The 13,800-nt window shown below is 64.5% G+C and carries 10 protein-coding genes and 3 pseudogenes; 12 read left to right on the top strand and 1 reads right to left on the bottom strand.

The genetic code is table 11. The features are described 5' to 3' along the window. The 8 genes and pseudogenes from L286_RS28825 to L286_RS49740 form a co-directional block, all read left to right on the top strand. Window positions 1-905 (top strand): tyrosine-type recombinase/integrase (locus L286_RS28825; protein WP_021223108.1); only part of this gene is annotated, 905 nt, incomplete at its 5' end. Next, window positions 902-1,894 carry a tyrosine-type recombinase/integrase gene (locus L286_RS28820; protein WP_020818724.1) on the top strand — a complete coding sequence of 331 codons (993 nt, stop codon included), beginning with the start codon at window positions 902-904 and terminating at the stop codon, window positions 1,892-1,894. The genes L286_RS28825 and L286_RS28820, both read left to right, overlap by 4 nt. 109 nt (window positions 1,895-2,003) lie before the next feature. Further along, window positions 2,004-2,132 (top strand): annotated as a pseudogene (locus L286_RS48360) (zincin-like metallopeptidase domain-containing protein); the annotation flags it as partial. 157 nt (window positions 2,133-2,289) lie between these two features. Then, window positions 2,290-3,639 (top strand): tyrosine-type recombinase/integrase, encoded by a 1,350-nt coding sequence (locus tag L286_RS28815; RefSeq protein WP_020818725.1) that lies wholly within the window; start codon window positions 2,290-2,292, stop codon window positions 3,637-3,639. Continuing rightward, window positions 3,636-5,423 (top strand): hypothetical protein, encoded by a 1,788-nt coding sequence (locus tag L286_RS28810; RefSeq protein ID WP_020818726.1) that lies wholly within the window; start codon window positions 3,636-3,638, stop codon window positions 5,421-5,423. Before L286_RS28815 ends, L286_RS28810 begins: the two co-directional genes overlap by 4 nt. After that, window positions 5,420-7,582, top strand: a complete 2,163-nt coding sequence (locus L286_RS28805; RefSeq protein ID WP_020818727.1) for an integrase — start codon at window positions 5,420-5,422, stop codon at window positions 7,580-7,582. The genes L286_RS28810 and L286_RS28805 overlap by 4 nt, the downstream gene beginning before the upstream one ends. A 169-nt stretch (window positions 7,583-7,751) precedes the next feature. Further along, a complete protein-coding gene (locus L286_RS28800) occupies window positions 7,752-8,615 on the top strand; it encodes an ArdC family protein (RefSeq protein WP_020818728.1) in 864 nt (287 codons plus the stop codon). A 326-nt stretch (window positions 8,616-8,941) separates the two neighbouring features. Beyond that, window positions 8,942-9,346 (top strand): zincin-like metallopeptidase domain-containing protein, encoded by a 405-nt coding sequence (locus L286_RS49740; protein ID WP_377266453.1) that lies wholly within the window; start codon window positions 8,942-8,944, stop codon window positions 9,344-9,346. Here the strand turns inward: L286_RS49740 and L286_RS28790 are convergent. Next, entirely contained in the window at window positions 9,235-10,161 is a 927-nt protein-coding gene (locus tag L286_RS28790; protein WP_020819407.1) for a PLP-dependent cysteine synthase family protein, read from the bottom strand. The genes L286_RS49740 and L286_RS28790 overlap by 112 nt on opposite strands. Before the next feature lie 164 nt (window positions 10,162-10,325). On the opposite strand from L286_RS28790, the pseudogene L286_RS28785 reads away from it, so the two are divergent. From L286_RS28785 to L286_RS28770, 4 genes and pseudogenes are all read left to right on the top strand, one after another. Next, window positions 10,326-10,595: pseudogene (locus tag L286_RS28785) on the top strand (DUF6927 domain-containing protein); the annotation flags it as partial. Between the two features lie 612 nt (window positions 10,596-11,207). Further along, entirely contained in the window at window positions 11,208-13,130 is a 1,923-nt protein-coding gene (locus L286_RS28780; protein ID WP_020819409.1) for a reverse transcriptase domain-containing protein, read from the top strand. Between the two features lie 20 nt (window positions 13,131-13,150). Beyond that, window positions 13,151-13,492 (top strand): annotated as a pseudogene (locus L286_RS28775) (DUF6927 domain-containing protein); the annotation flags it as partial. A gap of 32 nt (window positions 13,493-13,524) precedes the next feature. Continuing rightward, window positions 13,525-13,731, top strand: coding sequence for a hypothetical protein (locus L286_RS28770; RefSeq protein ID WP_020819411.1), 207 nt, complete (start codon window positions 13,525-13,527; stop codon window positions 13,729-13,731). Window positions 13,732-13,800: the final 69 nt, after the last annotated feature.

Genomic DNA, 13,800 nt, shown 5'->3' with positions numbered 1-13,800 from the left:
TTCGCCGTAGCCTCGGCTATGATCTCAGGACTTCCGAACGGGTGCTACGCCGCTTTATCCGCTTTGCCGACGATGCGGGTGCGCAGCATATCGACGCTGACCTGTTCCTGCGCTGGGACGCAAGTCAGCCTGCTGCCGGGTCGTCCACCCGGTCCGCTCGGCTCGGTATGGTACGGTTGTTCGCTCTTTGGTTGAGCAGTGTCGACTTGGCGCATGAAGCGCCGCCGCGCGGGTTGTTGCCGGATCGCACAATCCGCAAACGGCCATACATCTACAGCAAAGTCGAAATCGGTGACATTATCGCAGCCGCCAGCGAACTGCCTTCCACCTACGGAATGCGGGGGCTGACGTGTTCGACATTCTTCGGCCTCATCGCGGTAACGGGGCTCAGGATCAGCGAAGCGCTGGCGCTCGACACGAGCGACCTCGATGTTGCAACCGGTGTGCTGAGTGTCAGGCACGGAAAGCTGGGAAAGGAGCGCCTGCTGCCACTCGACCCGACTGTCGTAGACCGGTTGATCACCTACACCACAGAACGTAATCGGCTGCTTGGTCGAGCATCCACCCCCCTCTTTGTCAGATGTAATGGGGACCGGCTCAGCGAATGGTCGGCACGAGCCAGCTTCGCACGAGTAAGTCGAGCGATCGGGTTGCGGGAATACTCACGGTTCAAGCGGCACGGCAAAGGACCACGCATACACGACCTTCGCCACACCTTCGCAGTTCGCACCATGATCGACTGGTATCGTATGGGCAAGGATCCGGCGCGGGAGATGATCAGGCTGACGACCTGGCTTGGCCATGCCAGCCCCGACCATACGTTCTGGTACATTGAGGCGGTGCCCGAACTGCTCGAGCTGGCGATGGCACGCGCCACGCGCATTGGTTGGGAGGCGCAGCGATGACCTCCATGACTTTGCCAGCGCTGATCCAACGCTTCTTCACCGACAGACTGTGCGTCCAGATGGAAGCAAGCCATCATACCATCGCGAGCTATCGCGACACGTTCCGCCTGTTGCTGCGCTATGCCGGTTCGCGCCTTGGCAAACGACCAGTCGCTATCACGGTCGAAGATATCGACGTCGATCTGGTTGCCGACTTTCTGGTCCACACCGAAACAGCACGGGGCAACTGTGCACGTAGCCGTAACACCAGGCTCGCGGCGATCCGTTCGTTCTTCCGCTATGTGGCGATGGCCGATCCAACATGGATGCTGAACTGCCAGCGCATCCTTGCCATGCCTAACAAACGCTATGTTAAGCGCGCGGTCACGTTCCTGACCGCAGACGAAATCGCGGCACTGCTGGCCGTGCCGGATCGCTCGACATGGGCCGGAAAGCGCGATCACGCCTTGTTGCTGCTCGCGCTGCAAACGGGCCTCAGGGCATCAGAGCTGATCAGCTTGCGATACCGGGATGTTGTGCTCGGCACCGGCGCCCACGTCCGATGCGTAGGAAAGGGACGAAAAGAACGGTCCACACCGATCAGGCGGGAAACCGCCAAGATCCTGAAGGTATGGATTGGGGAGCATGGCAACAGCGATCGACCACTGTTCCCGTCGATCCGTGGCGAACGGCTAAGCCGCGATGCGCTCGAACATTTGGTACGCAAGCATTGCCTGGCGGCAGCGCGCACCTGTCCGAGCATCGGCGCAAAGCGGGTCACGCCGCATACCTTGCGCCACAGCACCGCGATGGACTTGCTCCACCATGGTGTCGATCAGGCCGTGATCGCACTGTGGCTGGGTCATGAATCGGTCGAGACCACGCAGGTCTACATCCACGCCGACATGCGCTTAAAGGAAAAGGCACTGGCGCGCGTCGCTGCTCCGGACGTGCCGACAGGTCGGTTCAAACCCGACGATCAGCTCCTCGCGTTCCTCGAAGGGCTCTGATTATGCCGAGGTGCCGCATGGCGGATGGCCGAAAAACAAGTCCTAGCCAACGCCATGCGGCATAATCAGGGTTACGGCATTATGCCCTTTATGCCGATATCGGCATAAGACCCACTGGTCGGGCCATTCCAGCCGACTCGCACGGACCTTCGGCAAGCGCTTCGGCGACAAGGCCTATGCGTTCGAAGAACTGGTCGCCTTATCTGGACAGTCTGCGCCGCTCGCAACTTTGCAGTAAGGTCGGCGATGGACGCCCACGGTAGGCAGTAATCAGGCTGGCCGTAGCGCTGACCCAAGAGCTGGCGGAGGCCAGCCTGATTGCTGCCAGGCCATAGTGCGCAACGGTGTGAAGGTCAGCTTCCGGGTGGGGGGTCCGGGGGGAGGGCTTCGCGCCGGTGTCGATCATTACTGTTTGCGAGCGCCGCGAGGCCAGGGGCCTCGATGCGCATGTGCCGCTGATCCTGCGCGGCGACGCGCTCTATGATCCCGATCTGGATCGCTTCTTTCTCGACCTGCCGTTGTCGGGCGTCCGCTCGCGCCATTCGCTGCGCGCCTATGCCTATGATGTCGTAGTCTGGCTTCGCTTTCTCGATGCCTGCGGCAAGACCGTGTGGGCTGCGACCCGCGACGATGTCGACGCCTATCATCGTGAGCGACGCCGCGACGAGGCCGATCACCGGATAACGGCCGCAAGCTGGAACCGTGCCGTCGCCAGTCTCGATCGCCTTTACCGATGGGGTGAGCAGCACGGGCTGATCACTGACGCGCCGTTCAGCCGCCGCGCCGTGTGGCGACCGGCGCATGGTGGCCGTCGCGGCATGATCGCGGCGCGCAATGACGCTTATGAACGTGTTGCCAGGCGATCGGATGTGCGGTTCGTCACGATGGACGACTACCGCATTTTCCGCGAGGTCGGCCTGCGCGGCCTTACCCCTGACGGCACCGAGCGCCCCGGCGCGCGCGACCGGAACGGGCTGCGCAACGCGCTGTTCGCCGATCTTCTCGTCACCACCGGCCTGCGCCTCGAAGAGGCGTCGGGTCTACTCGCCGCCGAGCTCGCGGCGATCGACCGCGAGGACAGCGATGCACAACAACTTTGGCTGCCTCTCCCGCCACCGCTGACCAAGGGCGACCGGGGACGCAGCGTCCTGCTCCCGCGTCGGCTGCTTCGTCAGATTGCCGCCTACGTCGCCGTCGAGCGCGCCGCGGGCGTCGCCAAGTTCGCCGCGCGAGACGGCGCGACCAAGCTCGAACGACCGATCCCTGTCACCCGCGCCGGTCTCGACCGCATGCGCGATATCTGCACCCCGGAGGAACGATGCCGCCTGATCCTCTGCGACGAGGATGGACCGCCCCGCGAGCCGGCGGCGCTGTGGCTGACCGAGGTCGGGCAGCCTGTTCGGCCCAACTCGTGGGAGGTGATCTTCACCCGTGCTGGCAACCGGTGCGCGGAGAACGGCTTCCCGCTGTCGATCAACCCGCACCAGCTTCGCCACACGTTCGCAGTCCATATGCTTGCCTTGCTGATCCAGCAGCGACTGCGCGAAGCGGCATTGCCGGCGGGGCCGATGGAGAGCTACCGGCTGATCCTCGGGGACCCGCTGCAACAGGTGCAACGCCTGCTCGGCCACGCGAGCCTCACCACCACCTATATCTACCTCGACCATATTGCGACCCGCGCCGATACGGTGGATGCGGCGGTCGAGGAGCTGCTTGCGCTGCTGCCGGGACCGCAGGGCGCATGAGCGGTCGTCCCCGCAAGGGCCGGCCCGTCGCCTTCGTGCCGATCACGCCGGAGCCCGTGCAGCCTGATCCCGTGCTCGGCCTCAAGTTCACCATCGAGGCGCGGCATGGCGGGACGGTCCTGATCGATATGGCCGCACTCGATCCTCGTCCGCTCGCCATCGCCTTTGCTGGCGCATTGCGACGGTCGGCCGCGCTCGGAGGACCGATCGGTGCGGCGAGCGTCATCAAGCAGTATGTAAATGCCTACCGCCTGTTCTTCGCCTGGCTTGGCGACGAAGCGCTGAACGTGGCTGGCGTCGGCGACCTGCGCGCAGCCCATATCGATGGGTTCGCCTCCGCGCTCGACCGCCGCGGGATGGGCGCGATCCACCGGCACATAACGGTCGGCAAGATCGTCAACACATTGCGCGCGATCGAGGCAGACCGGCCCGATCGGATCGCGCCTGACCTGCATGAGCGGCTGCGCTACACACTGGCCACGTCGGCGGGCCGCTCGACCCCGCGCGATGCTTATAGCCCCTTCGTTGCCCGCGCGTTGCGCGACGCCGCGAGGACCGACGTCGAAGCGATGTTCCGCCGTCTCGGTGCCGACGACCGCACCGATGAGGGCGACCCGGTCATCGCCAGCGTGCGCGCCGAGGTCGAAGCGATCATCGCGCGGCAGGGCTTTATCGTCGCAGACCAGCCCGCGCTGAAGAGCCTCTATTTCATGCGCATGCGACGCGGATTGCCGATCAGCACGCTCATCGACGATCTGCATGGCCGCCATCACCTGCTTGCGCGCGATCTGCCGGCGCTGCTCGTGCTGCTCACGCTCGATACCGGGCTCGAGCCCGAGTGCCTGAAGGCGCTGACCGTGGATTGTCTCACCAACCCCCATGCCGGCACGGTGGAACTGCGCTATCTCAAGCGCCGCGCCCGCGGCGCCGAGCACAAGAGCATGCGCGTCCGCGACGGCGGTGGTGGCACGCCTGGCGGCCTCATCCGTCGCCTGATCGACGTCACCGCGCCAGCCCGCGAGCATCTGACCGATGATCGTCTTTGGGTTTATCACAACGTTGGCGGCCTGCGGGCGGGTATCGCTCATCCGAAGGAGCGGATCGCTGCCTGGATAGCACAGCATGCTATTGTCGATGACGACGGCAAGCCGCTCCACCTGCTGCTCTCCCGGCTCCGCAAGACCCACAAGGCGCTGTGGTACACGAAGACTGAGGGGCACATGGCCCGCTTCGCAGTCGGTCATTCGCGCGAGGTTGCGGGGCGCCACTATGCCGATCTGCCGTCGCTTCGGTCCCTGCACGAGAAGACCCTCGCTGACGCCTTTCGCGAAGCGGTCGCCACCGCGACGCCGACCGTGCTGCCGCCCACCGCCGAGAAGGCGTTGCGCCAATCGCCCGATCAGGCCGCGCCGCTGATGCCGCCCGATACCGTCGGTCCGTTGCTCGACGGCGAACAGGATGTCTGGCTCGCCGCCTGCGCGGGCTTCCATAGCAGTCCCTTCGCCGATGCCGGATCACCCTGCGCGCAGCCCTTCTGGGGTTGCCTCGATTGTCCCAACGCCGTCATCACCGCGCGCAAGCTCCCCGCGATCCTCGCTTTCCTCGCATTCGTCGAAGAGCAGAGGCTGAGCCTGCCCGCGAACGATTGGGCGGCCAAGTTCGGCCGCGTCCATGCCCGCATCACCGCCCAGGTCCTGCCGGCATTCTCCGATGCCGTCATCGCCGATGCGCGCCGGCAGATGGAAGGCGAACGGCTTTATCTGCCGCCGGAGGCACGCACATGACCATGCCAGCCCATGTCCAGGCGCCCGCCTTCGACGATCGCGCCGTGCTGGCGAGCGCGCCGCTCAAGGCCGGTCACGCCCGCGAAGATCTGTCGCGCGTCGGCGACGCGAGCTGGGATCTCGGTCCCGCCGTATTCCGCGAGAACGCCCGGCGCTGCCACGTCACCGTGCATTTCGACGTGCTCGAACATGCCGATGTCCAGGCGGCGATGCGCGCCTATCTCTACGCCCGCCTCAACGCCGATCTCCCCGGCTATCGGACGAAGTTACCGCCCGCCTGCATCCGCCAGGCATTCAACCGTGCCCGCCGGTTCTTCGCCTTCGCCCGTGAGCGGCTCGGACGGCTCGACGTTTCCCGTATCGATCAGCCATTGGTCGATGCCTATGCCCGTCATCTCCGTGACGATCCTGCCCGACGACCCGTCATCGTCGGTCACCTCCTCGAAGTGGTCTCCGATCTCTATTACTATCGTGACCACCTCGCTGACGGAGGCCTTGTATTCGAGCCCTGGGCCGGACAGGCGCCCGCCCGCGTTGCGGGCTACCGCCATGTCCGGGAGAACCGCACCCCACGGTTCCCGGAAGAGGTCATCGCCGCGCTGCTCGCCTGGTCGTTGCGCTACGTCACCGTCTTCGCTGACGATATTCTCGCCGCCCGCCGCGAGCTTGATCGGCTCGAAGCGCGCCGGGATCGCCTTGTCACCGCCGACGCCGGCCTCTCGGACCCTGATCGCCGGCAACGTCGCCGCACCCGCCTGAAGGCCTATTTCGATCGCCGACGCCGCGAGGGGCGCGGCGCACCGATCTGGGCCACCGCTCATAACGGCAAGCTGCGCGTCGACCCCAACACCGGCAGCGTGACCCCACCGATCAACGCCCATCTCTTACATCTCCATGTCGGGATCGACGTGCAGGCGGAACCGCACGCACATCTCATGCTGACCGGCGGCGAAGCGAGGCTGATCGATGCAGTGGCGGCCGAGCTGGGGGTGGAGGTCGGCGGCATGGACACGCCGATCTCGATCGATCCCGATAGCGGTCGGCCATGGCGCGAGCGCTTCGACGCGAAGACTCTCGCACACGAGGAACGGATGCTCCAGGCCGCCGCTTATATCGTGTGCGCCTATCTGACCGGCATGCGCGACTGCGAGGTGCAGGCGATGCGGCGCGGGTGTGTCTCTATCGCGCGCAGCGAGGACGGCCTGATCGAACGGCATCGCATCCGATCGACCATCTACAAGCGCCGGGCGGCGGTGGACGAAGTGGCGAGCTGGGTGACGATCGAGCCGGTCGCCGATGCGATCACGGTGCTCGAACGCCTGTCGGCAGGACCGGCGCGCGCCAGCGGCAGCGATACGCTCTGGCCGGTACTGCGCGCGAGCGCCGTCTCCAAGACGCATCTGTCGAGCGAGGTGGTCCGCCAGCTCAACGCCTTCCGCGACCACCTCAACACCGCCTTCGGCAACCCCGATATGCCGGTCATCCCGCGCGGTCCCGACGGCAAGCCGTGGCGCATCACGACACGGCAGTTCCGGCGCACGATCGCGTGGCACATCGCCAACCGCCCGTTCGGCACCATCGCCGGCATGATCCAGTACAAGCACGCCTCGGTCGCCGCTTTCGAGGGCTATGCCGGGACCAGCGCATCGGGGTTTCGCGCCGAGGTCGAAGCGCAGCGCCGGCTCGGTCAGATTGACGATCTGCTGGACTATTTCGACCGCCGTCAGGGCGGCGCATCGCTCGGCGGCCCAGCGGGACCGCGCATCGCGCGGACGCTCGACGATGCCGCCGTCAGACAAGGGCCTTTGCCCGCCATGATCGCCGATCGCGCCCGCCTGCGCGTCATGCTCGCCAGCGTCGCGCGCACCTTCCATGTCGGCCCGCTCGCGGATTGCTTCTTTGATCCCGCGACCGCGCTCTGCCTCAAGCGCGTGACGACCCCTGATCCCGCGCAGCCGCTCACCGCCCTGTGCGAGCCGACCCGCTGTCCCAACGCCTGCATCACCGCCCGCCACAGGCCGGCCTGGGAACGCGCGGCGGCCGATGCCAGGGCGCATCTACGCGAACGGCGCATCTCCGATCTTCAGCGTCAGGCTCTCCAGCGCGAGCTTGATCGCCTGACCGCGGTGATTGCCGGGATCGATCCTCCCACGCCGTAGACCACCCCGGCTGTTGGCGGAGTCCTGCGCCGGTCGGCGCGCCCGCGCAACGGCTTCGCCGTCCTTCGCTTCGCTGCGGCCCTGACGGGTGCGCGAGCCCCCCTGTGCCCGGCGCGAACGGGCCTCCGCCGCCGGGGATGGTCCCCGGCGCGAGAACGGAGAACAGATCATGTCAGCCTCACCACGTGTCGACGTCTATGCTCGCGTCACGCAAGCGATCGTCGACGCCATCGAAGCCGGCACCGGCACCTGGCGCATGCCATGGCATCATTCTGGCGCCGACGTCACCCGCCCGACGAACGTCGCCAGCGGCAAGCCCTATCGCGGCATAAATACGGTCTCGCTCTGGGCAGCCGCCTATGGCAGCGGCTATGCGAGCGGCGTCTGGGGCACCTATCGCCAGTGGCAGACGCTCGGCGCGCAGGTCCGCAAGGGCGAGCAGGCCAGCCTCGGCGTCCTCTGGAAGGAGTTTCGCGCGAAGGATGACGACGCCGGCGACGATGACGACCACCGCCGGCTTTTCGCCAAGGCGTTCAGCCTGTTCAACGCCGATCAGGTCGATGGCTATGCGCCCGAACCGGGGCCGGACCTGCCCGAGAGCGAACGCCTCGCCGCCGCCGAAGCCTTCATCGCCGCCCTCGGCATCGATACCGTCTACGGCTCGGCCAGCGCCTATTATCACATCGCCGAAGACCGCATCCACATGCCGGATTTCAGCGCCTTCCACGATGCCCACGGCTTCTACGCCACCCATATTCACGAGGCGGCTCATGCCAGTGGCGCAGCTCACCGGCTCGACCGGGATTTCAGCGCCAAGTGGACCAGGCACGCGCTCGCCATGGAGGAAGCGACCGCCGAACTGACCGCATCGTTCCTGCTCGCCGATCTTGGGATCGCGCACGAACCGCGACCCGATCACGCGGCCTATATCGCCTCCTGGCTGCAACTGCTCAAGGACGAGCCCCGCGCGATCTTCACCGCGGCGAGCAAGGCGCAGGCAGCGGCCGACTGGATGCACGCCCGTCAGCCATGATCCAGCAGCGACCAAAGCCGAGCGGCCGATCCCTCGCGGGCTCGGCCGCTTCGTCGCGCACGGCGATGCGCGGGCTTCGCCCGCTCACCAGCGGACGCCGCTGGCGCGGCGGCGCTGATTTCTGGGCCTCCCTCGATGCGGGTCTGGTCGGCGCTCCCTGCTAGGCCCGCCACGGCGCGCCGCAAGCCCGGCTTCGCCGCGCTGCTCCATTGCATTTCGCCCCTCCGGGTGCGGCCCCCCGCTTGCGCGGGCCTCTCCGGTCGTTCTCGCCGCCCACCCCCGCCTCGGGGGAGCCATGGGGTTTTTAGGCAGTGCAGGAGGCACCGATGGTTTTCACCTTTCAACCGCCATTTTTCGCTGGACTGTCAGGATATTGCGCCGAGATCGGGGCGGGGCTCTGCTGTGCTGACCTTGGTCTGCCCAACGTCCTCCATGACAGTCATGCGAGCTATGTGGCGCATTGGCTCGGTATCCTCCGCGGCGACAAGACCGCGATCATCCACGCTGCCGCCAAGGCTGAACAGGCTTTCGCGTATCTCAAAAGCTTCGGCGCGGCGAGCAAGGCGCAGCCGGCAGCCGACCGGATGCACGTCCATCGGGGCCACCCCCACGCCGAGGTTCAGTATTTCAGGCCGGTATCACAAAGCACCGTTGCCACGACGGCATCAGCCGTCAACCGCCCCGATGCCAGCAGCTTTGCCGCGGCGCAGACGTTCGCAGCGGCAGAATAGCCGACGTACAGGCCCTCGCGATGGGCCAGAGTACGCCGCCACTCTTCAGCTTCATCATCGCTGATGCCGACACTCATATCCATCAGCGACGGATCCCAGTGCGGCGGAACCGTGCCATAACCGATGCCCTGGAGTTTATGCCGGGCGTCGAGCACCGGTTCTCCGGCCAGCGGCCGCGCGTTCAGCGGTTCGACAGCGGCGCAGACCGTACCGGGATTGGCGCGCTTCAACGCCTTTGCAACGCCCACGAAGGTGCAGCCCGTGCCGACCGCTGCAACCCATCCGTCGACCGGGCCACCGAACTGCGCCAGGATCTCCGGGCCTGTCGTGGTCTCGTGCGCTGCGATCCCCTCTGCAGCGTTGAACTGATCGACGTAGAAACCGTCACGCGCCCGGGCGATCGCGCAAGCCGCCTGTGCGGCAGCATTGACATCGGAACCCGTCACCTGGCCCGGGCTTCCATCCACCTGGGCGATGAGCACCACTTCGGCGCCGAGTCCTTCGAGCATCTTCGCTCGCGCCGGACTGTTGCCTGCCGACATCGTGACGACGAGGGGATGGCCGAGCGCGGCGCATGCCACCGCCAGTCCGGCGCCCATGTTTCCGCTCGTCATTTCCACGACCGGCATTCCCGGCTTCAGCCGGCCATCCTCTCTTGCGGCAAGCAGGATCGCCTTGGCGGCACGGTCCTTCACACTTCCCCCGGGCAGCAGGAACTCGGCCTTGGCGATGATGCGACCAGGACCCGTGTAGATGCGATCCAGTGCGATCAAAGGCGTGCCGCCGATTATCTCAATGGCCGACGCGGCGAGCATGACTTCTCCGACAATGACGGGTGCGGAAGGTCACATCCGCACGACATGAAAATACTGCGACTTTGATACGCGGGCGTTCGCCTGCTGACCAGCGCTCGCGGCCCGACGATCCTCAAACCGGAAACGGCCAGCGGCCGGTTTCCTTCCTCAAGAAAGGACTCATCATGGGATGGCTCTTCATGCCCTTTACGTCGATGGGCGGCCACAAGACCGCCAAATCCTATCTCGACGCGCAGCTTACCTACGAAAACACGCTCGAGGACGGCACGAAACGCGGCCTCAGGGTGCTCGCGTCCTCCTGTCCGGGAAATCGGACCTATTACGCCGCAGCCCAGGAAATCGTGGACGGCATTGCCGGCAACGTTTTCGCGGTAGTGTGCCTGGTGCGCTGGAATCCACGCTCGCGCGATGGCCACCAGTTCGGGTACAAGGATAGTGCGCCGTTGCGGCGCTGAAATGGAGTATCAGTGATGATGAGGTAAGTTGAGAATGCCTCTGCTCGCCGGACTAACCTCGGGCCTCACAAGGTCTGAAATCCCGAAAGGGACGGGGAACAATAGCATGTTCGGAAAAGGCCAGATGCGTCTTAGTCGCAAATGGAGGCGATGACGGTCAGGGCAAGGTGCGTATGGTGAAGGCTACACTGCTTAAATCCCAGTCTGCAGCAATCTATATAGCGATACTGGCGAAAGCGACTGTCACGCCAGGTCCGGATGATGACAGCGGTCTCATGTCTTGGCCGCCTGTTTCTCAGCCCATCCGGTGCGCCTCTCGTCGAGGGGTTTAGTGGACGAACGGGACACCTAACCGCGCCGCATCTCCATTCAGCGTAACTACGGGATGCCCTAAACAGGCGGCTTCTGCCGGCCTGCATGGGTACGGAGCCGCCATATTACTCAAATGCCCGGGGTAATGCCCGGGACATCGACCTCTTCGGAGGCGGCGGTGCAACTGTATAAGGTCTCGAGCGATCGGGCCGAAAGCGGGGAAGACCGGGGGAAGGGCGGCAGCTGTGATTCTTCAACCACCGATCATGGGGTGTGCTGATGCTGCCAGAAACTGTGAAAGGCCGGTTGGAGGCCATTCCGGCGCTCGTTGCGTCGGGCAAAAGGGTGAATGGACTCTATCGTCTGATGGGGTCTCGCCTCCTTTGGGAGGAGGGGCTCCAGAAGATCGGATCCAACAAGGGTGCGATGACGCCGGGTATTGACGGCGAGACCTTCGCGGACTTCGGACCGGAAGACCTCGACCCGATTATCGCCAGCGTGACGGCAGGGACCTATGATCCCAAACCAGTGCGTCGGGTGTTTATCCCGAAAGGCAAGGGCAAACGGCGTCCGCTGGGCATTCCCACGCGCGACGACCGCCTCGTTCAGGAAGTGGCGCGGCAACTGCTCGAACGGATCTATGAACCGGTGTTCTCGAACGCCTCCCATGGATTCCGGCCGGGCCGGTCGTGTCATACGGCGCTTGAACACGTCAAAGCCGTATGGACGGGGGTGAAATGGCTCGTAGATGTGGATGTCGCGGGGTTCTTCGAGAACATCGACCACGACATCCTCCTGCGGCTGTTGCGGAAAAGGATCGATGACGAGAAATTCATCGGCTTGATCGGCAGCATGCTTAAGGCGGGTGTTATGGAAGACCGGGTTCACACCCGGACCTACAGCGGCACTCCGCAGGGCGGTATCGTCTCTCCAATCTTGGCCAACATCTACCTCCATGAACTCGATATGTTCATGGCGGAACGGATCGCGGCTTTCGAGAGGGGGAAGGTCCGTGCCACGAACCCGGAATATGGGCGACTGGCTGGGCGCATCCAGAAACAACGGAAGCGCGTCACCATGCTGCGGGCCAAAGACAATGTCGACGAGGTGAAGGTTGCGGCCTCCTTGGCCAAAATCCAAACCTTACTGCCGCAAAAGCGGTCCATCCCGTCGAGAGACGCGATGGACCCCGGTTATCGCCGACTTCGTTACTGTCGCTACGCGGACGACTTCATGATTGGGGTTATCGGTAGCAAGGAGGATGCACGAAGCGTGTTCGCCGAAGTCAGGGCATTCCTGACCGAGGCGCTGGCGCTCACGGTGTCCGAGGAGAAAAGCGGTATCCGCAAGGCGAGCGATGGAGCCGCCTTCCTTGGATATGAGGTCCGCACATATACGACACGCCAACGGGTTGTCCGGAGCCGACAAGGTTCCGTCAGCTTCCTTCGTAGGCCGCCGTCGGAAGTGATGCAGCTGCATGTCCCTTGGGAGAAGGTCCACGCGTTCGCTTCTGCAAAAGGTTATGGTGATCTGTCGGTGTTGAAGCCGCGTCATCGTAGCCTGCTGCTCAGCTGCAGCGACGTTGAGATCGTCCTAGCTTACAACGCCGAATTGCGGGGTTTTGCGAACTACTATGCTCTCGCCAAGGATGTGAGCTTCAAGCTGAACAGGCTTGAGTTTCTCCAGCGGTGGAGCTTGTTCAAGACCTTGGCCAGCAAGCACAAAACCAATGTGCGAGCGGTCTTGGCCCGCATGAGGACGGGGCAGGAATTCACCATCGGCTACGACGTCGATGGCCAGCCCCGATCGGTCAAAGTCTGGAAACTGGCTCATCTGAAACGTGATCCGGCCACCTCGTCCAGGATTGATATCCAGCCTTGGACGCAGGTGTTCACCCACTCACGTACGGACTGGGTTGATCGTCAGAATGCCAAGCAATGCGAGGCTTGCGGTCGATCCGATGTTCCGTGTCAGGTGCACCATATCCGGGGGATGGCCGATGTTTCGCACCGCGGTTTTGTCGTGAGAATGAAGGTGGCACGCGCCCGCAGGACGGTGGTCCTGTGCGAGCAATGCCACTGGGATACTCACAGAGGCCGCCTGCCCGATCTACGGCAAAGTGATGGTTCGTCACAGTGGAGAGCCGCATGCGGTGAAAGCTGCACGTGCGGTTCGGCGGGGGGATCAGGGCTGACTCCATGAGCAGCACCAATCCTACCCGACTGACCGAAAATATGGGGCCATGCGAGGCCGACTGCCCCGCGGCGATCCTCGATCTGCTGAGCCCGACCGAGCATGAATATGCGCTCGATTGGCGCGCACGTTGCCGGGCGAACCTTGCGCACCGCGCGCGCAAACTCGCGGACGGGGATCGCATCCGGCTTCCCGAGCCGGTGACCTTCACCGACGGTAATGTCGCGCAGGAGTTCGTCGTCTGCAAGCGCGGCCGGAGGCTCGTGCTTCGCGATCCGCAGAATGGCTGCTTCTACCGGATCAGTCGCCTCATGACGCGCGCCTGGGTGGTCGTACCGGTCACCAAGATCCACAAGACGCTGTTTGCATGAGCGTCAATCCTCGAGGAGAAAGGGATCAGGTCATGACGACGGCCATCGACAGGCGTTGTCTGTCTCCCAAACGCCAGTTGCTCTGCAGCCGCGAGAATGCCCTGCGCGTCGCCAGCCGGATTTTCGATCATTCGCAGGGTAAGGTAAGCATCCTGCGCACTACCGATCCGCTGCAGCCTTTCCGCATCTCTACCGACCCTGCGTCGTCGGGCCTGATCGTCCTCGAGATGGTCGCCTGAAGCCCTCTCCATTCATGTCTTCCGGAGCAAAGCCCATCCGCATGCTGACCGCCGCTGCAACGCAGCCAG

The organism is Sphingobium sp. HDIP04 (assembly GCF_000445085.1).
GTDB lineage: Bacteria > Pseudomonadota > Alphaproteobacteria > Sphingomonadales > Sphingomonadaceae > Sphingobium > Sphingobium indicum.
The sequence above is the reverse complement of the archived record's forward strand: the minus strand, read 5'-3'. Positions and strand labels throughout refer to the sequence as shown.